We start from the raw sequence: 21,387 nt of genomic DNA on the forward strand, positions 1-21,387 counted from the left end.
TGTGCCCCAACGTAGTATGACCCCATGAATCGACGCTTTGCACTCACCGTCATCGCCGTTGTTGTCATCGGCACCGCGGCCGGCCTCATGGCCGGCCTTTTTTTCGGGACCACCAGGGACTTGCCCCAGATCGAGGCCTTAAAGTCCTTCAAGCCCTCGTCGGTGAGCCGTGTCTACTCCAGGGAAGGGGCCCTCCTGGCCGAATTCTACGCGGAAAAACGGGACCCGGTGCCCCTTGCCATTGTCCCCACCCACCTGCAAAACGCCATCATCAACACCGAAGACAGAAACTTCTACGACCACAACGGGGTGGACTTAAAAGGCATCGCCCGGGCCATCGTCAAGGACATCATCGCCCGGAACTTCGTGGAAGGGGCCAGCACCATCACCCAACAGCTGGCCAAGACCCTTTTCCTCACCCGGGAAAAAAGTATCGACAGAAAGCTCAAGGAGGCGATGCTCGCCTTTCAGCTGGAACGCCGCTACACCAAAAAAGAGATCCTGGAGCTCTACCTCAACCAGATCTACTTCGGCAGTGGGGCCTACGGGGTGGAGTCCGCCGCCAACATCTACTTCGATAAAGGGGTCTCCGAACTCACCCTGGCTGAGTGCGCCTTGCTGGCAGGGCTTCCCAAGTCCCCGTCCCGGTACTCGCCCCTGGTGAGCCCTAAAAAAGCCATCAAACGTCGCAACCTCGTGCTCAAACTCCTCCACGACCGCCACCGCATCACCACCCCGGCCTACAACGCAGCCCTGGCCGAACCCCTGGCACTGGCCGGCAAGCGCGGACGCGGAAGGGTCCTCGAAGCCCCTTACTTCATCGACTACCTCAAAGGCGAGCTGGCAGGCATCGTGGGACTCGACCGCCTCTACCGGGACGGCCTCACCATCCGCACCACCCTGGACCTCTCCCTCCAGAGAGCAGGGGAAGCCTCCATGGCCAAAAACATGGCCCGCCTTGAGGCCCGCATGAAGAAACACCGCATCAAAAACCCGGCACCCCAGTGTGCCTTTGTTGCCATGGACGTTCAATCCGGAGGCATCCTGGCCATGGCCGGGGGCCGGGAGTTCAAAAAAAGCCACTTCAACCGGGCCACCCAGGCCAAACGCCAGCCCGGCTCCTCCTTTAAAGCCTTTATCTACGGCCTGGCCGTGGAAAAGGGCATCGATCAGAATCGACTCATCCTGGATTCCCCGGTCTCCTTTTCCATGGGGCGGGGGAAAAAGCCGTGGCAGCCCAAGAACTTCTCCAAAACATACAGCGGTGAGATCACCCTGAGAAAGGCCCTGGCCCTCTCCAAAAACATCCCGGCCGTCCGTTTGGCCGACTCCCTGGGTGTGGCCAATGTGGCCGCCTTTGCCCGCCGCCTGGGCATCACCTCGCCTTTGGCCAACAACCTCTCCCTGGCCCTGGGCACCTCGGAGACCACCCTCATGGATCTCACCCGGGCCTATGCGGTGTTTGCAAACCAGGGCATCAAGTCCGAGCCCATGGCCATCACCCGCATCGAAAACCGGGACGGACGGGTCATCTGGGAGGGCCGCCCCAGCCATGCCGTGGCCATTTCACGGGAAGACGCCGCCGTGGTCACGGACATGCTCGCCGCCGTGGTCACCGAAGGTACAGGCAAAGGCGCCCTGCGCGTGGGCAAGCCCCTGGCCGGCAAAACCGGCACCACCGACAACTACCGGGACGCCCTCTTTCTGGGCTTCTCCCCCTACGTCGCCGCAGGGGTCTGGGTGGGCAACGACAACTACACCACCCTGGGCCGCATCGAAACCGGCGCCCGGGCCGCCCTGCCCATCTGGACCGATCTCATGGAGACCGCCTGGAAAAACAGCCCCCCCGCCCGCTTCGACCGCCCCGACGGCGTCACCCTCCGCCACATGGACCCCAACACAGGCCGCATCGCCTCGGAGCCTGCCAAAGGCAACGTCCCCGCCCTGTTCAAAACCCATTAGAAACAGGCCTCCGGCACCCCTGCAGGGGGACAAACGTTTGAAAAGTGGAACAAACTGCGATGTGATGCGAGACCTTAAAGGAAAACACAAGATCTCGCTCCCAGCCCCTGCCTTGCCGGTGCGGAGCATAGCGGCATAATGGGTAAAACATACAGGGTGAAGCGACTTCAATCGTGGAGGCAGAGCCTCCCTGCGTCATTCCCAGGCGGAGCCTGGGAACGAAAGAGCCCCTGATGCAATGTATTGTTCCTTTCCCTTGTATTGAGCACTGACGACGCCCAATAGAGAATGCAATAAGCCTGAAAAACAAAGGCCCATGAGGACATAGATTGAATGGATATACCGATTTGTATCTGCCGGTTTACCGGAAGGGATGGTAGAGGAGTCCGTATTTCGGACATGGGGGATGAAAGAATGGAGAAAAATGGGAAAAAGATACGGCGACTGTTGCTGCGTCACAGGCCCCTGACGTGATCCACAACCCACGCCCAGCCGCCACCTAATGCCTATAACCTGCCTTGCCTATAACCTGTCTTGCCTATGACCTGTTTTTCCTATCACCTGCTTTACCTGCAAATCTTACACAACGGGTTGTCCTGCTCACACCCGTACATGGACATGCGCTCACCCGATTCGATGTAATGGTCGCGCAGGGACTGTTCGATGACCACCTTGTCCCGGGTTCTCAGCGCGTCCACAATGGATTTGTGGCGAAGCCAGACCGTACGGGGTGAGAAGAGATTACGCCAGTACCTGAAGAGGAGAAACTTGGAGAGGCCGTGGCAGTATCGCCGGGAGAGCTCCACCAGAAGGGTGTTGTCCGTCTTGGAGAAGAGGACTTCGTGAAACCGGTCGTCCAGGGCAGGCATGTAATCGGCGGCCGTCTCCATGGAGGCCACCACCTCCATACGGTCCACAATGGCCTGGAGGGTGTCGAAATCTTTTTCGGTAAACTCGTCAATGGAGGCGGCAACGGCAGCGCCTTCCAGAACCCCGCCCGTAAAGTAGCTCTCTTTGATCTGCTTTTTGGTCAGGCAGTTGATAAACTTGCCCTTCTGGGGAACAGAAACGATAAGCCCGTCGCGGGTCAGCATCTGAAGCGCCTCCCGCACCGGTGCCCGGCTGATGGAAAGGCTGGCGGCTACGTGCACCTCGTTGACCTTGTCACCGGGGTTCAGGGACCCTTCCAGAATCGATCGCTTGATGTACTCGGTTACCTGCTCACTGTACGTTTTGATTTCCGCCATGGTGCATCTATATTCCGTTATGGGCTCCGGGCTCCCTGGTCAGGAGAACCACCGGTGTTGGGTTATTGATTCGTTTGCACTCATTTTATGCAACATATTCTCCGTGAGATCAACCGAAACTCACGCACCTGCACATTCCAGGGCACCTGGCCCTGCCGACCCGCACAAACAAAAAAACCGCAGCACCGGATAACCTTCACCGGTGCTGCGGAAATTTACGATCTCACTCGCCGAATGCTACCTGAAGGTGTCCAGGTAAGCGTAGAGGGCGGGGGATCCTCCGGTGTGGAGGAAGAGAACGTTGGAGCCTTTGGGGAAGGTTCCCTTGCGTACGTGGTCTACCAGGCCGGCAGCCACTTTACCGGTGTATACGGGGTCGAGGAGGATCGCCTCTTCACCGGCGAACAGCTTCACGGCCTCAACCATGGCGTCGGTGGGCAGGGAGTAGCCGGGGCCGACGTAGTCGCCGTAGCAAACCACATCTTCACGGGCAACGCCGCCTTTGACGTCGAGGAGCTCAGCGGTCTTCTGGGCCAGACCGAAAACGATCTCTTCCTGGGCTTCCTTGGTACGGGAGACGTTGATGCCGATGACGGGGATGTTGGCGTTGATCCCGGTCATGCCCACAACCATACCGGCGTGGGTACCGGCGGAACCGGAGGGAACAACAACGTAGTCGATGTTCAGGTCCATGTTGTTGAGCTGGTTCATCAGCTCTTCGGCGCATGCAGCGTAACCCAGGGCACCGATGGGGTTAGAAGCACCGCCGGGGACGATGTAGGGCTTCTTGCCGGCAGCTTTCAGCTCTGCAGCAGTCTTCTCCATCTCAGCCATCATGTCGGAACCGCCTTCAACAACACGCTTGGACTTCACACCAAGGAGTTCGAAGAGGAAGTTGTTGCCGCTGCCGTCTTCCTTGTAAGAGCCCTTGACGCGCTCTTCGAGAACGAGGTGACACTCGAGGCCTTCTTTGGCAGCCCAGGAAGCGGTGAGGCGGCAGTGGTTGGACTGGATGGCACCGCAGGTGATGATGGTGTCGGCACCCTTTTCGATGGCGTCGGCGATGCAGAAGTCCAGTTTACGGGTTTTGTTGCCGCCGGACGCACCGGGGAGCAGGTCGTCACGCTTGACGAAGAGGTTCACCTCGCCGCCGAGGGCTTTGCTGAGGTTTTTCATGGGCTCGACAGGAGTCTGGCCCTGGAGGTAACCGCGACGGGGAAATTTAGTGAAATTCATGGTCTTTATTTCCTTATTTGGGAGGGAATAAGCGTTTATCGGATCTATCTGCAAGGTCCGTTTAAATACGGGCGATCATGGAACCCATCACCGCCCGGATCTTCATTTACACAGCAAAAATCGCCTCGATTTCAATGGCGGCGCCCAGGGGCAGCGCGCCCACCTGAAAAGCGCTTCGGGCCGGATAAGGCTCTTTGAAATACTCTGCGTACACCTTGTTGGCTTCGGCAAAATCGGCGATGTCCGCAAGGAACACCGTCACCTTCACGGCTTTGTCGAGGGAGCTTCCACCTGCTTCGGCTACGGCCTTGAGGTTTTCAAGGGCGCGGGTGGCTTTCTCGGCGATGGTCCCTTCCACCATGGTGGAGGTGGCGGGATCGATGGGGAGGCAGCCTGAGGCAAAAACAAATCCGTTGGAAACAATCCCCTGGGAATAGGGGCCTACGGCTGCGGGTGCGTCGGGCGTCTGGATCGGCTGGGTCATAATGCGTGATATCCTTCATTATGTTGGGTTATCATGTCCATCATTGAAGGGGGAAAAGGGGACTCCCCTTTGCGCCCGTTCCAAATGTCGACATTTGACATGTATGAAGTTTTAAAGACCTCGGAAGCCTCCTGTCAAATACTTTTTTTGCCTTTTTACTAAAAAACCGTGCAAAGCCTTTCCCCGCGCATATTTCCAGGCGTTATAAAATTTTATGCCCCCTGGACGGCCCTTCCATCAGACGAGGGCCATGCACGCTGATATAGCACCATAATTTCAGATCATTAGAATACCACACCCATCATCCTCCCGACAAACAAAACCGATTTGCCCATCCTGCGGTAACCACCGGCACCCCGGAGCACTTCTCCGATTTCGAGGCCTTCTTCAACGCCTGGAAAACCCAGCAGCGCTTTCTCATCCAGCACGCCGTCACCTTGAACAACACCTACGCCGCCATCCACGCGGAGATGCGCCCCACGCCCCTCTTGAGCCTCCTCATGGACGGCTGCCTGGATACGGCAACGGACATCACCCAGGGGGGCGCCCTGTACAACAGCTCAGGCACCTCCAACATCGGCCTGGCCGATGTCACCGACTCCCTTCTGGCCGTCAAAAAACTCGTCTTCGACGACAAACGGCTCAGCCTTGCCGCCTTCAAAGAGGCCGTGGACACCCAGTTCACCCAAGCGCCCCACATCCGCGAGCTGGTCCGCAACCACGTCCCCCTGTTCGGGTCCGGAAGCAAGGAGGCCCTCTCCCTCTGCAACGAGATCACCCGTTTTTTGAGCACCACCTACCACAGCTTCACCAACCACCGCGGCGGCCCCTACACCTGCGGGTTCTGGTCCATGAGCGAGCACGTGGCCTACGGCGCCCTCTCCGGCACGCTGCCCTCGGGGCGCCTGGCCGGCAAGTCCTTCACCCCCGGTCTCACCCCGGAACCCCACGCCTCGGCCAACTACCTGGACTTCATCTCCGATGTGGCCCGGCTCAACCCCGCCCACATGGACAACAACATCGCCTTCAACGTCAAACTCATCCCCAAACCGGGGGAAAACCGCCAGAAGATCGTGGATATCATGGCCGCATACGTCTCCGCCTACCTCGGCATGGGAGGCATGCAGATGCAGTTCAACGTGGTGGACTCCCGCACCCGGAAAGACGCCATGGCCCACCCGGAACACTACCCCAACCTCATCGTCCGCATCTCCGGCTACAACGCCTACTTTGTCCGCCTCAACCACGCCCAGCAGATTGAACTCATCGAACGGGCGGAGTACGGAATGACGGAATAAAAAAAGCCTCCGGCGGCGAGGTGAGCCACCTCGAAAGCTCATTGTCCTTGCGCTTTGTCCCTCGTTCCTCGGGCCAAAGCGCACGGGCCTTCGGCTCGGGCTTCGCCCGACACAAACGCTGATGCTGTGGGCGGGCTGGCTCACAAGCTTCGACGCAACAGAATACGTTGCTGCCGCTTGCCTTTGTGGATTTAACCAATCAGACTCCGGCTGGGTCGTTTCTTTTAAAAAAGCTCTGTAGCATGACTTCGGCGGAACCTGAAAAGACGTAGTTAAGACTTATTTGTCAAACTTTTTAAAAGTTTGGCCCCGGGCAGGGCCGCCGGAGGCATGTTTTTTTTCGCCGTTGTCTGGTCGATACTCGCGCCCCAATGCCCTTGACTTCCCGTCATTTAATCCCCATTTTGAACAGTGAATTACCTCACCTACCACCCTTGTTTTTGTGGATATGCCATGACTGCCTTTGACCTGATCCGTCCTTACTTTCGCGAAAACCTGCGCCGCATTGCCACAGGGCTTCTCTTCCTGCTTGGCGTGGACGCCTTTCAGCTCTTTATTCCCCGCATCGTCAAGCACGCCGTGGACGCCCTGTCCGCGGGAACGGCCACGCCCCATCTCCTTGCCCGGGACGGCGGCATCATCGTTTGCTTTGCAGTGCTCATCGGCGTGTTCCGGTTCGGCTGGCGCCATTGCCTCATCGGCACCTCACGGCGGGTGGAGCGGGCCATCCGGAGCGATCTTTTTTCCCACCTGCTCACCCTGGACGCCCGCTACTTCGACACCACCCGCACAGGGGACCTCATGAGCCATGCCACCAGCGACATCAACAACATCCGCATGGCAACGGGCATGGGCATCGTCGCTGTCACCGACGCCGTGGTCCTGGGGGGGGCGGCCATCGGGTTCATGGCCTGGATCCACCCGGGGCTCACCCTCATGGCCCTGGTCCCCATGCCCTTTATCGTCCTGAGCGCCCGGGTGTTCGGCAGGCGCATGCACGCGCGCCACAAATCGGTGCAGGAGGGGCTTGCCGCCATCACCGAGCATGTGAGGGAGGCCGTGGACGGAATCCGGGTGGTCAAGGTGTTCGGCAGGGGAAAACAGGTAGACGACAGGCTGAAGGATCTCTCCAAAGATTACGTGGGGCGGAACCTGCGGCTGGTCAGGGTCACGGGGAGCCTCATGCCCCTGATGATCTTTCTCTCGGGCATGGGCACGGCCATCGTGGTGGGGGCAGGCGGGCGGCTTGTCATCACCGGCGGCATCTCTCCGGGGGATTTCGTGGCCTTCATCAGCTACCTGGGCCTTCTCACCTGGCCCATGATGGCCCTGGGCTGGATGACCAACCTCGTCCAGCGGGGAAAAGCCTCCCTGGACCGCCTGGCCGTGATCTTCAGCGAACGGCCCAAGGTAGCCGAGCCCCGGCACCCCACCCCCCTTCCGAACCCCGCAGGCCGTCTGGATATGGAGAAAGTCTCCTTCTCTTTTAACGGTTCAAGGCAGGTGTTAAGGCACATCTCCCTGGCCGTGGAGAGCGGCAAGAGCTTAGGCGTCGTCGGGCCGCCGGGAAGCGGCAAGACCGCCCTGCTCTCCCTTCTGGTCCGCCTCTACGACCCCACGGGCGGAACCATACGCATGGACGGCGTGCCCCTGCCCGACCTTCCCACGGCGGACGTGAGGCGCCTTGTCCGCTTCATGCCCCAGGAGCCCTGGCTCTTCTCCGGCACCATCGAAGAGAACATCTGCGGGCTGGGCGAAGGCGCGGACACCGGCAAGCTGGACCGGGCCGTTACGGCGGCATGCCTTGCCCAGACCATCGAAGGGTTTGAAGACGGGCTGAACACCATCGTGGGCGAAAAGGGGGTGATGCTCTCCGGCGGCCAGAAGCAGCGGGTGGCCCTGGCCCGAACCCTCTACGACCCGTCCCCCGTTCTCATCCTGGACGATCCTGTCAGCCAGGTGGACACCCGCACCGCCCACCACATCATCGAGGCTGTGTTTGCCGATGCCCGCCGCACCCTGGTGGTGGCGTCCCACCGATTTGCCGCCATCGTGCCCTGTGACGAGATCCTCGTCATGGAGGAGGGGCACATCCGCGCCAGGGGCTCCCACGAACACTTGCTGGAAACGGACGAATACTACCGGGAAACCTGGCGACTCCAGAGCCTGGCCATGGAAATCGAGGAGGCAGACCATGCGTAGGGGCGGATACATCGAAGAGACAGATATCACCCAGTCCAAGGACTACCGGCTGGCGGGCCGCCTGCTCCCCTTTATCACCCCCCACCGGAAGCTTCTGGCGGCGGCCCTGCTCCTGGTGATCGTTTTGACGGGCCTTGACCTCTCCATCCCCTGGATCACCAAAGAGGCCCTGGACCGCTACATCGTTCCCGACTCTGGCAGGCCCGAAACCCGGATGATTGACGTGGACGCCTCCGACCCCGCGGTCAACCGGTTCCTTTTCGCCCATCCTGAGCTCCGGCCAAAAGATGACGGCCCCCTTGCCATCCCCAGGGCCGCCCTGGACAAGGCCGACCCAGAGACCCGCCTCAGGCTGCGGGCGGCCGACATGGACGGGGCCGTCAAGGCCGCCCTGCTCCTTCTGGGTGCCCTCTTTTTCAACTTCCTCTTCGGGTTCTGCCAGACCTTTGTCCTGGAGATCATGGGCCAGCGGATCATCCACGACCTGCGCCTCACCCTGTTCACCCACATCCGCAAGCTCCCGGTCTCCTGGTACCACCGGAACCCCACGGGCCGCGTGGTGACGCGCCTCACCGGGGACGTGGAAAACCTGCGGGAGATGTTCACCTCGGTCATTACCTTTGTCTTTAAAGACATTTTCCTGTTGGTTGGCATCCTGGCCATGCTGATCATTCTGGATTATCGCCTGGCCGCCGTCACCCTCATCGTCATCCCCGTGGCCGTGGCCGCCGCCATCGGTTTTGCCCGTCGGTCCCGCTCCGCCTTCCGGGACCTACGCGTACGCATCGCCGAGATCAACGCCCACCTGGCCGAGACCATCGGCGGCATGAGCGTCATCCGCCTCTTTGCCCGGGAAAAGGAGACCGACACCGCCTTCAGGCGCCTCTCGGACCGGCACTATGACGCCGGCATGGCCCAGGTACGCATCTTTGCTCTTTTTATGCCCGTCATCGAGGTGCTCAACGCAACGGCCCTGGGTCTCATCATCTTCTACGGGGGCTACCGGGTTTTAGGGGGCTTTGCCAGCCTGGGAGTCCTTGTGGCCTACATCAGCTACCTGCGCATGTTCTTTCGCCCCATCCGGGACATCGCCGAAAAATACAATATCCTCCAGAACGCCTTCTCGTCGGCCGAACGCCTCGTTCTTATCCTCGACACCCCCGTGGCAGACGACGAACAGCCCGGCGGAGACCCGGGTGCACCCATCGACACCATCGCCTTTGACGACCTCAGCTTTGGGTACACGGCTGGAGAACCCGTCCTTTCCAACGTCAGTTTTGCCGCAAAAAAAGGGGAGACCATCGCCATCGTGGGCCCCACGGGCGCGGGCAAGACATCCATCGTCAGCCTCCTCGTCCGGTTCTGGGATCCCCAGGGCGGCACCATCCGGGTCAACGGCCATCCCCTGGCCGAGCTGGATCCCCAAAGGTGGCGCAGCCGCATCGCCATGGTCATGCAGGACCCCTTCCTCTTTGCCGGTACCATCCGGGAGAACATCCTCCCCGACCCGGACCGTCCCCCCGCCCCCGAAGCCCTTGACGCCGCCCTGCGCCAGGCCGGGTGCGGCTTTGTCCTGGACCGGCTGGACCAGGGCCTCGACACCCTCCTCACCGAAGGGGGCCGCCCTCTGTCCAGCGGGGAACGCCAGCTCCTCTCCATCGCCCGGGCCTTTGTAAAAAACCCCGAACTCCTCATCCTGGACGAGGCCACCAGCTATGTGGACTCGGTGAGCGAATCGGAGATCCAGGCGGCCCTGTCCCGGCTCATGGAAAACCGCACCACCTTCCTCATCGCCCACCGCCTCTCCACGGCCCGGCACGCCCACCGCATCCTGGTGGTCAAGAAGGGTCGCATCGCCGAATCGGGCAGCCACGACGAGCTGATGGGCAAAAAAGGACTCTACTTTCGCATGCAGCAACTGGAAAACAGCACAGGCCATGTTCCTTCCTAAGGGTTGCGCAAACCAATTCAGTCAGGATAAGATGCAAGACAAACCGGGTTTCATTCCAGAGCCACCGTCATCAAGGAGGCCCCCATGATCATCTCGTTAAACATCGCCAAAGCCATCATTACCGACGGCCAGAACATCCTGATGCTCATGAAGGAGTACGACAACGGCCAGACTCTCTACACCCTGCCCGGCGGACGACAGAAAGCAGGGGAGACCCTGGAAGAGGCCGTAGTCCGGGAGGTCCACGAAGAGGTGGCCGCCACTGTCAACGTCCTGGGTCTCCTGGGCGTCTACGAGCACAGCCACCCGGCACGCAAAGACCCGGAGATCACCCAGCACCATGTGGAGTTTGCCTTTCTCTGCGAACTCACCGAGCCCTACGACCCCGTCATGGGGCACGCCCCGGACCCACATCAGGTTTCCGTGGAGTGGGTCTCCAGGCAATCCCTCCAGAAGCTCACCCTCCACCCCGAAGAACTGGAAGGATTCCTCAAAGCCTTCAAGCTTCCCGACCCCCCGATCTATCTCGGGCAGATCTCGTGACATTGAAGGGCCTGAGGAAACAACTCTGCCAGTCTCCCACCGGTGCGCACGGCAGTTCCACGGGCTCCCCGGGCCTGCCCCTTACCTGATAAATCCTCCCTGCCCTTCCCTCAATTCCGGTTGGACTTTTGCTGCCTCAGGTATATGGTAAGAAGGTATGCATGAACAGCCGAAAGGCCCCGCGCCGAGAGCCACCGGCATACCAAGTTGATATCAAAAGCCATACAAACAAAAAAAACAGCACGTATAAATACCTTCACGCTTTATACGAAGCATAAAAAGTTCCCACGAGAAAAAGAGAAAAGAGAGGAGAAAAGAAAGATGAAAGACGTTCTGCACGCAGCAGGCGAATTCGTCACGCGCCACAGGGGGCTGGCACCCGAGACGCTGGAAACGGCCCTCATGGGTGACTTGGAGGCCCGCTCAACGACGTGTGAGGTCAATGAACACGGCATTCACTGGATCGAAACCGGAGACGGCCCCCCCCTAGTGCTGGTCCACGGCTGGTCCTGCTCCGGTTTTTTCTGGAAACCCATGATCCCCCTGTTCAAAGAAAAATACCGGGTCCTGGCCCCGGACCTTCCCGGCCACGGCCTTTCGTCCAAGGAGCATACGTCCTACCTTCCCGAAAAACAGGCGGAAAGGCTCCTGGCCTGGCTGTCGGAAATCGGCGTGGAACGGTTCACCCTGGTGGGCCACTCCATGGGAGGTGAAATCGCCGCCCGCATGGCCCTGCAAGCCCCGGACCGAATCCAGACCCTGACCCTGGCCGGTGCCATCGGCTTAAAGCAGGTCCTGGACCGACTGCCCTGGTACGCCCGCCTGGCCCTGGCCCCTGTGCCCCAGAAAGTCATCAACCGGTTCCTCACGGAAAAGGCCCTGGCCCAAAGCCACCGCCTCTTCATGACCGGCCCGGGACGTCCGGACTACCCGGAGTGCACCCGGGACATCATCCTGACCAACACCAACACGCCCATGGACCTGGCCACCCTTACCCAAACCACCCGCGACGGCCTCTTCCGGGACTTCCTCGACGGGTGCGCCACCGGGATCAACCTGCCGACCCTCTGCATCTGGGGGGAAGTGGACAAGCTCGTGCCCCTGTCCGCGGGTGAGGAGTATGCCCGCCTCATCCCCGACGCGCACCTGGCGAAAATACCGGCCACCGGCCACATGATCCCCTGGGAAGAGCCTGAGCGCATGGCATCGGAGATCATCGGCTTTGACGAACAACACCGATAACGCCCCAGCTCATCCTTGCACGGCGCCCCCTGGGGACCCTGCCGGGAGCCAGATTTTTGCCAATTTTTGTGCGTTGGGTTTGGTAAACAGGGCATAATAAAACGTTTGAATGCATGCCGTTTTAAAGGCGGATGTGACTTGCCCCGGGGAATGAGGGACAAAACGCATCCGCTTCCTGTTTTTAAGATGGCACACCTTGCGGGGGGAGGCTGTTTTTGAGCTGAATAGTACCCTGTTTCGTATATCTTTTTTTTACCGTGTTCTAAATGTATTTGCCTTGACAAAACCACCTTTTAAATATGACACGTTCAGTGCTTTCTGATAGGATCAGGACCATTCGTGCCCGGACCGAAAACACGGTCCAATAGAGAGCCGCCAGGCAGTGCCCGGGCCCCTAAAGGCCCAAGCCAGCACCACGCCGCAGCCCCCCGGCATATGTGGTTTCACGTCGCCCCTCGGCAGCACGGGATGGACGGCATCCTTGATCAAAGCCGGCGATGCCCCTTTCGAGACAACATCGCCCCTATAGGGGCCTCACCGTAAAATGAACCAACGTCTCGGGACGCTTCGCCCGCGTCGTCACGACCCAACCTTTTCTTTTAAGGAGACACACACAATGGCATCACTGAAAGGAACCCAGACCGAAAAAAACCTCCTCACCTCCTTTGCAGGGGAATCCCAGGCCCGCAACCGATACACCTACTTCGCAGCCCAGGCAAGAAAAGAGGGGTACGTCCAGATCTCTGCCATCTTCGAAGAGACCGCCAATCAGGAAAAAGAGCACGCCAAGCGATTTTTCAAGTGCCTTGAAGGCGGGGAAGCGGAAGTGAAGTGGAGTTTCCCGGCAGGGGTCATCGGAACCACCCTTGAAAACCTCAAGGCAGCAGCCGAAGGGGAGAAGGAAGAGTTCACCAGCATGTACCCCGGCTATGCCAAAGTGGCCCGTGAAGAGGGCTTCGAGGCCATCGCCGTGATGTTCGAAAGCATCTGCGTCGCCGAAGAGCACCACGAAAACCGCTACCGCGCCCTGGCCGCCAACATCGAAGAAGGAAAAGTCTTCAAGCGCGAAGCCGGCACCGTCTGGGCCTGCCGCAACTGCGGGTACATCCACACCGGCGAAGAGGCTCCGGCCAGCTGCCCGGCCTGCGCACATCCCCAGGCCCACTTTGAGCTGAAGCCCGACAATTATTAATGGTTACAATGTAACCAGCATAAAAAAGGCCCCCGGTGATCCGGGGGGCTTTTTTAATCATAGTGAGACAAAACAGGGAGTTATCGAAACTCAAAGGTGTGCTCCCGCTCGGTGCTCACCTCCCCCACCACCCCGGTAATGGTGTTGTCCGTTCCTTTGTGGGTCCAGACCGTCACCTCATGGGGAAAAAGGCCCCCGGGGGTATCGAAGGGAACACTGTGGTAGTAAGTGTCGTGGCCGAAGCTCACGGCCCAGTAATAGGAGCGCACGTCCCCACCGTTGGCCCTCAGTTCAATGAAGGCCTCGTCCTTGGCCTTGGTCATCTTGTAGGCGATGCGCCCGTTGACAATGGCCCAGGGTTTGTAGATCCCGTTGAAAAACCCGTTGGGAAATCCGTTGAACTTCAGCACCAGCTTCTTCTCACCGGTGGTGGCCGGGGGGGCTACGGCCTTGATGGTCACCTCGCACACCCTGCCGTTTGACGCCGTCCAGTGGGACCCGCCATACTCCGGCCCCTGGCCCTTGGGAACGTGCCTCAGCACGGCAAGGGTCTCGGTTCCGCGGGACGCTGACCCCCCTTTTGCAAGGACCCACTCTCCCTTTGCACTGGCGCAGTCCCGGCCGTAAAGCCCCCCTGTGCCGAAGAGCGTTCGGAAAACAGGACAGGCCCCTTCCGACACCACCTCTTCATACAAGCCGTTTTCCACGCCCTGAACCGGAGACGCCACCTCCACATACCGGGGCATCCGAATGGTGATGAGGCGCTGATCCGGCCCGGAGTCGGTGACGGACTCGTCCACCCGCTCCACCGTGGACTCCGGGACGCCCACGGTCTGGCCGGCCACGGTATAGTAGACCATGCCGTTTTCTTTGTAGTACGTATCGGTGAGGATCTCCCGGCCGCTCTTCATGTAGATCACCGCTGCGTCGGCGGCCGTGGCCCCGACAAAAAGAGCACAAAAAACAACCCATGCTACCCGCTTCATACGTGTCCCTTTTTTGATAATGGTGTATTGAAAAAATCCGGTGGACAAACCGTCCCTAAATGACATACCCCCAACAAAGAGCAAGAATCAAGGGGGATAAGCAAAGAACGCCCGGCAGGCAGGTTGCCGGGACATGAAAAACAGACGTCACCCAAAAACGATGTCCACAGGGTTCGCGAGGTTGCATCACAATCCTCCGGCAGCAAGGAGTGCCACCTTGAACGCCCACTTCCCACAAGAATTATTCCCTCAATATTTCAACTGGTTGATATCCAAAGCAACCATCCATAGCAAAATCCCCATGAGATAGCCCTGCGACACCGACGCTGCCCTGTGGACAGACTCGGTTTCCGGTGTTATAGTCCGCACTCCTTGGCGCACTTCGGTCGGCGCCATCCACTTCCGTCCCGCAGTTCCGCGGACCAGGGAGTCCAACACACAAGCCCGGCCCAGGCCGACCCATGACTGCCGATGTATCCATGGCTCAGGGGCAGGGTGATCCCGGAGTTTTCTTCCCCATGTTATTTTCACAGCTCGGCCTTTCCGCCGAATTGTTGCGCGCGATAGCGGATCAGGGCTATGAGCAGGCCACCCCGATCCAGGAGCAGGCAATCCCTCTCGTTCTCAAAGGCCATGATGTCCTTGCCGGTGCCCAGACCGGCACCGGTAAAACCGCAGGCTTTGCCCTGCCCATGCTCCAGCGAATGCAGGCCAACCCCATCAAAGGCAAGCGCCGCGTGGTCAGGGCCCTGGTCCTGGTCCCCACACGGGAGCTGGCCGCCCAGGTCGGCGACAGCATCCGCGACTACAGCAAGTACATATCCTGCCACACCGCCGTGATTTTCGGCGGAGTGGGCATCAACCCCCAGATTTCAAAGCTCAGAAGGGGCGTGGACATTGTCGTGGCAACCCCGGGCCGTCTCCTGGACCACCTGCAGCGGGGCACCATTGACCTCGGCAGGGTTGAAACCCTGGTCCTGGACGAAGCCGACCGCATGCTGGACATGGGCTTTATCCACGACATCCGCAAGGTGATGACCGAGCTCCCCAAAGAGCGCCAGACCCTGTTGTTCTCGGCCACCTTTTCCAAGGAGATCAAAAAACTCTCCAGCGACCTGCTCAACGCCCCCTCCACCATCCAGGTGGCGCGGCAGAACACCGCCGCCGAGCGCGTGACCCAGGTGGTCCACCCCGTGGACCGCACCCGAAAACTGGAGCTGCTCTCCCACATGATCGGTGCCAACAACTGGAGCCAGGTCCTGGTCTTCACCCGCACCAAGCACGGGGCAAACTGGGTCAGCAAACAGCTCCAGCGCAACGGATTGATCTCGGACGCCATCCACGGCAACAAGTCCCAGAACGCCAGGACCCGGGCCCTCAACGATTTTAAAAATGGAAAAGTCAGGGTCCTTGTTGCAACAGACATCGCTGCCCGGGGCCTGGACATCGAACAGCTTCCCCACGTGGTGAACTACGAGCTCCCCAACGTGCCCGAGGACTACGTGCACCGCATCGGCCGCACCGGCCGCGCCGGACAAGACGGCCACGCCGTCTCCCTGGTGTGCGTGGATGAAAACAAGCTGCTCTCCGATATCCAGCGGCTCCTCAAGCGCAAGATCACCACCGAGGTCATCCCGGGCTATGAGCCGGATCCGTCCATCGCGCCCGAGCCCATCCTCAAGCGCAAAGGCAGGCGCCCTGCACGCACCGGACGCTCCGGGGCACGGCCCCAGCAGACCGCCCGCAGAACAGGCGGAAACGGCAACCGAAGCAACTCCGGCGGCAACCGTCAGGGCGGACACAGCCGTTCCGGCGGCGGTCGCCAACGTCGCGCGAGCTGATCTTAAAGCCGCATTCAAGGCACACGTGGCCGTGCCGAATCCCCCAGGGGCGTTCGGCACGGTCATCTCCGCCCCTCCTTTTTATCTTCCTGAGAAACTATTCAGTTCCGATAAGATGCCTCCGGTGACAAGGTGTGCCACCTTGAAAGCAGGGTGCGGGTGTGCTTTGCCCCTCGTTCCTCGGGTCAAGCCACATCCGCCTGTAAAGGAGGCTGAATCCAAGAAGAATGGCCACCCACCCCCGACTTAAACCACTGTAATAAATCTTTATTTATCTCATCCAATCGCTTTTTCAGCGAACATTTAGTCTATATCATGCAACACAGAACACAGCGGTGTGTGCCTTAAGGAGAGAGCAGCACCCTCACTGCCTCTTTGCCAACTTTTAAAACAGTTGCCCATGGGAAATCCCCAGAGAAAGGATACAGAGCATCACTAAATATAGCAAAACTCGATATAGACCTATATACTCATTGAAACTAAAAATTTGATCCCCTTTTTTAAAAAATATAGTCATAGGGCTTTTGTTGATCCGTGGCCTTAAAAGCCCCATCGTTTTTTTAATTAAGGAGTTTGTTGTGCATCCCGTTTTTCGTTCTCTATCCTGCCTGATCCTTCTACTTGTCCTTGCCGCACCGGCATCTGCCACCCCCTTTCTCACCGACAGCAGCCTTGAGCTGAGGCTGCGGGCCACAGGTGAAAATGCCCGCACCGACTCGGGGTACGGCCCTGAAACCTCACGAAACCAATCCGCAGGGGTCTTTAGCCTTCACTATGCATCCGGCCTGTTCAAAAACTGCATTGGCGTGGATGCCGTGGCCTACCACGTCATTCCCTTTAAATACGACAAAAAAAACGCCGCAAACACATACGGAAAAGACGAAACCTTTTTTCAGGAAGGAAAAAACGGTTTTGGAAAAGTGGGGGTCAGCGTCCGCATCACCCCCAATGACAACCTCCTGCTTCGCTATGGGCGCATGGAATCCGACCACGTCCTTCTGGGTCCGGGGGACTACAGAACCACCCCACGCATGTATGAACTGGTATCCGGTCAAATCTCCTGGGAACCTGTCACCCTGACCCTGATGCATGTCATGGGCGGCAGCGACTACTCCGACGACACCTTTCACAAATTCGGCCCCTACAAGGGGGACTGGCGGGACGGGATCGTTGATCCGCAGCCGGTTCAGATTGCTGATCTTCGATTTGAAAAAGGGCCCTTCGGCCTCAAAGCAGCCCATGGGCGCCAAAAAGAGATTCTTGAATATACCTTTCTGGAAGGGACCTGGTTCCATACGTTTTCTGACCTCTGGAACATCCAGACCGCTGGCGGGTACCGTCTCAAAAACGACACAAAACCCCAACACGAGGATATCGACCATACCCTCGGCATGGTGGGCGGCCAGGTGATCCTGACCCGAAAAAACACATGGGTGAAGTTCGCGATCTCCGATGTTGAGAAAAACACCGACTTCTTCGAATCCATCGACGGAACCATGGGAACGGACTGGGCCTTGAATGGCTCTACCCTGGCCGGTTGCAAGGACAATGGCTATTACACCACCGGGGTCCAGGGCATCTTCAACCATGACGGAGAGACCGCCCAGAAAATCGAAATCGGCCACGATATCACAGCTGGCCTCCTCTCCGGGCTTTCCGCATCAGCCTACTACGTGGAAGGACGCAACCTCCACGACGGCTCGGAGTATGTGGATAACTTGAGGCAGCATGAGTACGGCGGCCGCCTTGCCTATGCCCCCCCTGCCCTCCCCGGCCTCGCCCTTGAGATAGAGCACGGAAGCAACACCATGAAATCCGACGGGGAGTACGGCATGGACCAGAAGATATCCAACACCCAGGTGAATGTGACTTACACCATGACCCTTTTTTAAAATGAGCGGAGCAACCATGCACATCAAACAGACAATCCAGGTCCTGGTCCTGGCGTGCGCTTTGCTATCCTCAGCTTTTGTCTCCCCCGCCGTTGCAGCACACGCCGTGATCAAGATCGACTGCTGCAAGCCCGGCGGCTGCTTTATCGTAACGAAAAGCCGTTTTGGGAAACGCCACCAGGCCAAGCGCTTCGACTCCAAAGAGCAAGCCGAGGCCTTTATCAAAACCCTCTCCCCGCGGCTGAAGCACATGCACCCCCGAGCCGTGGAAACCGACTGACCAACCCCGCGCCCCTCCTCCGCACGTACCTTTAGAGGGCGTGCGGCGGAGGCACGTTCAAGGGTTAACCCTCGCTGACTTCTTGCAGAAACGCTCTCAGGGAAATGGGGTGACGAGTCAGGCCCAGTTTTTTCCGCAGGTGGTGCCGGTGGGTGTTGACGCTTCCCACGGAGATGCAGAGCAGGTCGGCGATCTCCTTGGTGCTTTTGCCGGATTTGATGAGATGGGCGATGCGGGTCTCCCGAGGCGTCAGGTTCCAGCCTGAGGTGGCCAGGGCCTCTGAAAAGGGGGAGGTGAACTCATCCAGGCCAGCCTCGGCCACCCTGAGGAGCGATCGCTGGCGAGGGGTGAGGCCCGTGGCTTTGAGGTCTTCCAAGGGCTGGCGGACAAGATGGGTAACGTTGGCGGCAAGGCGGGTTTCCAGAAGCCCCTTGTCCTCTGTTTTCAGGGCCATCACCGTCCTCAGGGCCGACTTCAGCTCGGCCACCTGTGCCTCCAGCTCGCGGACCCGGGCCTCTGCTTTCGTTCTGGGGGTCACATCATGGATAAAGGCAAGCACGCCGCTGACCCTGCCAGTGCTGTCCACAACCGGGGCGTGATACGAATTCCAGAGGGTCGTTACCTTTTTGTCCCCGAGGTCGGCCTCCAGAACCATGTTGCTCAGGGCCATGGGGCGTCCATGATCCAGGGTGCGGGCCAGAATGGGTTTCAGCCGCTCCGTGCACGCCGGGACGCAATCAAAATAGGAGACACCCCTGCCCGCCTCGGGAATCCCAAGGTTGTAGCGGGACAGGATCTCGGCATATCCCCGGTTGTACCCTGTGAGGGAAAACCGCTGATCCAGCAGCAAGGCGGCCACCGGCATGTCGGCTTCCATGAGGTCTCTGGCTGTCTTTTCCGCATACACCGGCGCTCTCCCATGCGTTGCTTTCACAGATTCTCTCCTTCCATCCAGGTGCGTTATGCCGTGACGATATATCGCCACCGGTTGCCGTTCCCACCCATGTTATCCCATGGGGGCCAAAGGGCAAGTCTTAGCCCGACTATAGAGCCCTGTGCCTACTTTTCTCTGCACTCTTTCCATATGGACTTCCCAATGTCCCACGATAAACTGAGGGGCATCAGATAACGGTCGGGGAGCCTGCCTCGGCCCCACAACAGGGAGAAGACACATGGCCGCAGAGCTGGTTATCAGAAATGGACACATCATCACCGTCGACAACGACAACAGCATCCGGGAAGCCGTGGCGGTGTCAGCAGGACGCATCGTCGCCGTGGGCACAAATGAAGAGATGGCCCCCCACATCGGGCCTGCCACCCGGATTCTCGACCTCCACGGCCACACCATGCTGCCCGGGATCAACGACACCCACATGCACGGCCCCTACTTCGGGGCCACCCGGCCTCCCCTGGCCCTGGACCTCACGGCCCCTGCGGTAACCTCCATTGAGGAGATGGTGGGTGCCCTGAAGGCCAAGGTGGCCGAGACACCTGCCGGAGAATGGATCCGCGGGTTCGGCTGGGATGTGGGGACCCTGAAGGAGTGCAAAAACGACCCGTCCCGCATGCCCCGGAGATCGGACATCGACGCGGTCTCACCGGACAACCCCGTGGTGTTCAACGACTTTTCAGGCCACACCCTGCTGGTGAACAGCAAGGCCCTTGAGATTGCGGGCATCACCGCCCGGACCCCGGCCCCACCCTCGGGGGAGATGGAGCGGGACCTTGCCACCGGAGAGCCAACGGGTCTCTTCAAGGAACCGGCGGCCATCGCCATGGTCTCCACCCACATTCCCCTTTTGACCCGGGAGGAAAAGCGCCAGGCCGTGCTCACCGCCATTCACGAACTCAACAAAAACGGCATCACCAGCTTTACGGACGCGGCCATCGGCCCGGGGGGCGAGACCATGCTCTTCGGGGTCATGAGCGGTGAGTTCGTGGAGATCTACCGGGAGCTTCTTAGTGAAGGAAAGCTCACGGTTCGCACCAACGTGCTCCTTCTCCTGGGAGACTACGGGGCCCTGACCCTTGAAGACATCCAAAAAAACATGGCCGGCTTCCCCATCCCCGGGGACACCGACCCGCACAGGCTTCAGTTCTCCGGGGTCAAAATGTTTGCAGACGGGGTCCCCCTCACCGGCACCAGCTGGATGAACGAGCCTTACGAGGCCGGCGGGTACGGAGCCTCCGTGGTCCCGGGTGACACTGAAGAGGAGAAACGGGACAACCTCAAGGAGATGGTGAACTACGTCCACTCCAAAGGCTTTATGGCAGGCATCCACGCCACGGGCGACCGGGCCGTGGACGCCGCTGCCGAGGCCTTTATGTACGCCTGTGACAACAACCCCGATGTGGCCGTAAGGCACCAGCTCATCCACGGGGACTTCATGGACCCTGAGACCACCCGGGCTTTAGGCAAGTACCCCTGCGGGGTCTCCATGCAGCCCACCATCGGCGCCATGATCTCCGACTTCGAGGTTGCCGTGGTGGGCGCCGAAAGGGCAGCAAAGGAGTTTCCCGCACGCATGGTCCTGGAGAGCGGCCTGGTCCTCACCTTCAGCTGCGATGCCCCGGTCACCCTGCCCAACTGGCGCCAGGGTGTCCAGGCTGCGATACTGCGAGAAAACGCGGTATCCGGAAGGGTCAACGGACCGGAAGAGCGCATCACGCGGGAAGAGGCGATCCGTGCCTACACCCTGAACGGCGCCTGGCAGGACAACATGGAAAAAGAAAAAGGGTCCATCGAGGTAGGAAAAGTGGCTGATTTCTGCATCCTGGGGGAGGACATCCTCACCGTGGACGCCCGCCGCATCGGGGAGATCCCGGTGCTGGCAACGGTATTCAACGGGGAGATCGTCTTTGACGAGAGCAAGGGGTTGTTCGGGGAGTAAAGAGCCGGGAACCTGCAGTGAATCCGAAGGCCCGTCACACGGCCTTCGGGTTGCCGCCCGGACTGGAGGGGCCCGGTGAGGCGCCTCGGCGCACTGGCAGGGGCATGGGTATATTTCAGATTGTACCCAGGCATGGTGTT

Annotated in this window: 17 protein-coding genes and 1 pseudogene; 12 read left to right on the forward strand and 6 right to left on the reverse strand. The window is 59.6% G+C overall.

Annotated features, from left to right (window positions below; genetic code table 11):
* Positions 1 to 24: 24 nt before the first annotated feature.
* Positions 25 to 1,962 carry a penicillin-binding protein 1A gene (locus ACOYW0_RS06765; protein WP_482417776.1) on the forward strand — a complete coding sequence of 646 codons (1,938 nt, stop codon included), beginning with the start codon at positions 25 to 27 and terminating at the stop codon, positions 1,960 to 1,962.
* A 566-nt stretch (positions 1,963 to 2,528) separates the two neighbouring features.
* Here the strand turns inward: ACOYW0_RS06765 and ACOYW0_RS06770 are convergent.
* The 4 genes from ACOYW0_RS06770 to ACOYW0_RS06785 all read right to left on the reverse strand — a co-directional run bounded on the left by ACOYW0_RS06770 (position 2,529) and on the right by ACOYW0_RS06785 (position 5,357).
* Positions 2,529 to 3,209: a GntR family transcriptional regulator gene (locus ACOYW0_RS06770; protein ID WP_482417777.1), complete on the reverse strand. Its 681-nt coding sequence runs from the start codon at positions 3,207 to 3,209 to the stop codon at positions 2,529 to 2,531.
* A 237-nt stretch (positions 3,210 to 3,446) separates the two neighbouring features.
* Positions 3,447 to 4,445: a D-cysteate sulfo-lyase gene (gene cuyA, locus ACOYW0_RS06775; RefSeq protein ID WP_482417778.1), complete on the reverse strand. Its 999-nt coding sequence runs from the start codon at positions 4,443 to 4,445 to the stop codon at positions 3,447 to 3,449.
* 106 nt (positions 4,446 to 4,551) lie between these two features.
* Entirely contained in the window at positions 4,552 to 4,929 is a 378-nt protein-coding gene (locus tag ACOYW0_RS06780; protein ID WP_092208575.1) for a RidA family protein, read from the reverse strand.
* A gap of 284 nt (positions 4,930 to 5,213) precedes the next feature.
* A complete protein-coding gene (locus ACOYW0_RS06785; RefSeq protein WP_482417779.1) occupies positions 5,214 to 5,357 on the reverse strand; it encodes a hypothetical protein in 144 nt (47 codons plus the stop codon).
* Here ACOYW0_RS06785 and ACOYW0_RS06790 point away from each other — a divergent pair.
* The 7 genes and pseudogenes from ACOYW0_RS06790 to rbr form a co-directional block, all read left to right on the forward strand.
* Positions 5,331 to 5,744: pseudogene (locus tag ACOYW0_RS06790) on the forward strand (pyruvate formate lyase family protein); the annotation flags it as partial. The gene ACOYW0_RS06785 and the pseudogene ACOYW0_RS06790 overlap by 27 nt on opposite strands.
* 36 nt (positions 5,745 to 5,780) lie before the next feature.
* Positions 5,781 to 6,227 carry a glycine radical domain-containing protein gene (locus ACOYW0_RS06795; RefSeq protein ID WP_482418822.1) on the forward strand — a complete coding sequence of 149 codons (447 nt, stop codon included), beginning with the start codon at positions 5,781 to 5,783 and terminating at the stop codon, positions 6,225 to 6,227.
* 453 nt (positions 6,228 to 6,680) lie between these two features.
* On the forward strand, positions 6,681 to 8,429 hold the full coding sequence (locus ACOYW0_RS06800; protein WP_482417780.1) for an ABC transporter ATP-binding protein: 1,749 nt from the start codon (positions 6,681 to 6,683) through the stop codon (positions 8,427 to 8,429).
* Positions 8,422 to 10,380, forward strand: a complete 1,959-nt coding sequence (locus ACOYW0_RS06805; protein ID WP_482417781.1) for an ABC transporter ATP-binding protein — start codon at positions 8,422 to 8,424, stop codon at positions 10,378 to 10,380. Before ACOYW0_RS06800 ends, ACOYW0_RS06805 begins: the two co-directional genes overlap by 8 nt.
* Positions 10,381 to 10,464: 84 nt before the next feature.
* Positions 10,465 to 10,923 (forward strand): NUDIX domain-containing protein, encoded by a 459-nt coding sequence (locus ACOYW0_RS06810; RefSeq protein WP_482417782.1) that lies wholly within the window; start codon positions 10,465 to 10,467, stop codon positions 10,921 to 10,923.
* Positions 10,924 to 11,244: 321 nt separating this feature from the next.
* A complete protein-coding gene (locus ACOYW0_RS06815; protein ID WP_482417783.1) occupies positions 11,245 to 12,165 on the forward strand; it encodes an alpha/beta fold hydrolase in 921 nt (306 codons plus the stop codon).
* A gap of 616 nt (positions 12,166 to 12,781) precedes the next feature.
* Positions 12,782 to 13,357, forward strand: coding sequence for a rubrerythrin (gene rbr / locus ACOYW0_RS06820; protein ID WP_482417784.1), 576 nt, complete (start codon positions 12,782 to 12,784; stop codon positions 13,355 to 13,357).
* An 80-nt stretch (positions 13,358 to 13,437) separates the two neighbouring features.
* Here the strand turns inward: rbr and ACOYW0_RS06825 are convergent, their stop codons facing one another.
* Positions 13,438 to 14,343 carry a hypothetical protein gene (locus ACOYW0_RS06825; RefSeq protein WP_482417785.1) on the reverse strand — a complete coding sequence of 302 codons (906 nt, stop codon included), beginning with the start codon at positions 14,341 to 14,343 and terminating at the stop codon, positions 13,438 to 13,440.
* 518 nt (positions 14,344 to 14,861) lie between these two features.
* Between ACOYW0_RS06825 and ACOYW0_RS06830 the strand changes: the two genes are divergently transcribed.
* The 3 genes from ACOYW0_RS06830 to ACOYW0_RS06840 all read left to right on the forward strand — a co-directional run bounded on the left by ACOYW0_RS06830 (position 14,862) and on the right by ACOYW0_RS06840 (position 18,356).
* Positions 14,862 to 16,184 carry a DEAD/DEAH box helicase gene (locus ACOYW0_RS06830; RefSeq protein WP_482417786.1) on the forward strand — a complete coding sequence of 441 codons (1,323 nt, stop codon included), beginning with the start codon at positions 14,862 to 14,864 and terminating at the stop codon, positions 16,182 to 16,184.
* A gap of 578 nt (positions 16,185 to 16,762) precedes the next feature.
* Complete coding sequence (locus tag ACOYW0_RS06835; protein ID WP_482417787.1) at positions 16,763 to 18,076, forward strand: OprD family outer membrane porin; 1,314 nt, start codon at positions 16,763 to 16,765, stop codon at positions 18,074 to 18,076.
* Between the two features lie 16 nt (positions 18,077 to 18,092).
* The gene (locus ACOYW0_RS06840; protein ID WP_482417788.1) at positions 18,093 to 18,356 is read left to right on the forward strand and encodes a hypothetical protein; all 264 of its coding nucleotides are present in this window, start codon (positions 18,093 to 18,095) and stop codon (positions 18,354 to 18,356) included.
* A gap of 64 nt (positions 18,357 to 18,420) precedes the next feature.
* On the opposite strand, the gene ACOYW0_RS06845 is transcribed toward ACOYW0_RS06840, so the two are convergent.
* On the reverse strand, positions 18,421 to 19,290 hold the full coding sequence (locus ACOYW0_RS06845; RefSeq protein WP_482417789.1) for a LuxR C-terminal-related transcriptional regulator: 870 nt from the start codon (positions 19,288 to 19,290) through the stop codon (positions 18,421 to 18,423).
* A gap of 238 nt (positions 19,291 to 19,528) precedes the next feature.
* On the opposite strand from ACOYW0_RS06845, the gene ACOYW0_RS06850 reads away from it, so the two are divergent.
* Complete coding sequence (locus tag ACOYW0_RS06850) at positions 19,529 to 21,247, forward strand: amidohydrolase (RefSeq protein ID WP_482417790.1); 1,719 nt, start codon at positions 19,529 to 19,531, stop codon at positions 21,245 to 21,247.
* Positions 21,248 to 21,387: the final 140 nt, after the last annotated feature.

The sequence above is a fragment of the Desulfoluna sp. HI9BLuna genome (genome assembly GCF_056829775.1).

Coding starts and splice junctions, on each gene's coding strand:
- ACOYW0_RS06810 (WP_482417782.1), top strand. CDS start 10,465: ATGATCATCTCGTTAAACATCGCCAAAGCCATCATTACCGACGGCCAG.
- ACOYW0_RS06795 (WP_482418822.1), top strand. CDS start 5,781: ATGAGCGAGCACGTGGCCTACGGCGCCCTCTCCGGCACGCTGCCCTCG.
- ACOYW0_RS06770 (WP_482417777.1), bottom strand. CDS start 3,209: ATGGCGGAAATCAAAACGTACAGTGAGCAGGTAACCGAGTACATCAAG.
- ACOYW0_RS06780 (WP_092208575.1), bottom strand. CDS start 4,929: ATGACCCAGCCGATCCAGACGCCCGACGCACCCGCAGCCGTAGGCCCC.
- ACOYW0_RS06850 (WP_482417790.1), top strand. CDS start 19,529: ATGGCCGCAGAGCTGGTTATCAGAAATGGACACATCATCACCGTCGAC.
- ACOYW0_RS06825 (WP_482417785.1), bottom strand. CDS start 14,343: ATGAAGCGGGTAGCATGGGTTGTTTTTTGTGCTCTTTTTGTCGGGGCC.
- ACOYW0_RS06765 (WP_482417776.1), top strand. CDS start 25: ATGAATCGACGCTTTGCACTCACCGTCATCGCCGTTGTTGTCATCGGC.
- ACOYW0_RS06840 (WP_482417788.1), top strand. CDS start 18,093: ATGCACATCAAACAGACAATCCAGGTCCTGGTCCTGGCGTGCGCTTTG.
- cuyA (WP_482417778.1), bottom strand. CDS start 4,445: ATGAATTTCACTAAATTTCCCCGTCGCGGTTACCTCCAGGGCCAGACT.
- ACOYW0_RS06805 (WP_482417781.1), top strand. CDS start 8,422: ATGCGTAGGGGCGGATACATCGAAGAGACAGATATCACCCAGTCCAAG.
- ACOYW0_RS06815 (WP_482417783.1), top strand. CDS start 11,245: ATGAAAGACGTTCTGCACGCAGCAGGCGAATTCGTCACGCGCCACAGG.
- rbr (WP_482417784.1), top strand. CDS start 12,782: ATGGCATCACTGAAAGGAACCCAGACCGAAAAAAACCTCCTCACCTCC.
- ACOYW0_RS06830 (WP_482417786.1), top strand. CDS start 14,862: ATGTTATTTTCACAGCTCGGCCTTTCCGCCGAATTGTTGCGCGCGATA.
- ACOYW0_RS06800 (WP_482417780.1), top strand. CDS start 6,681: ATGACTGCCTTTGACCTGATCCGTCCTTACTTTCGCGAAAACCTGCGC.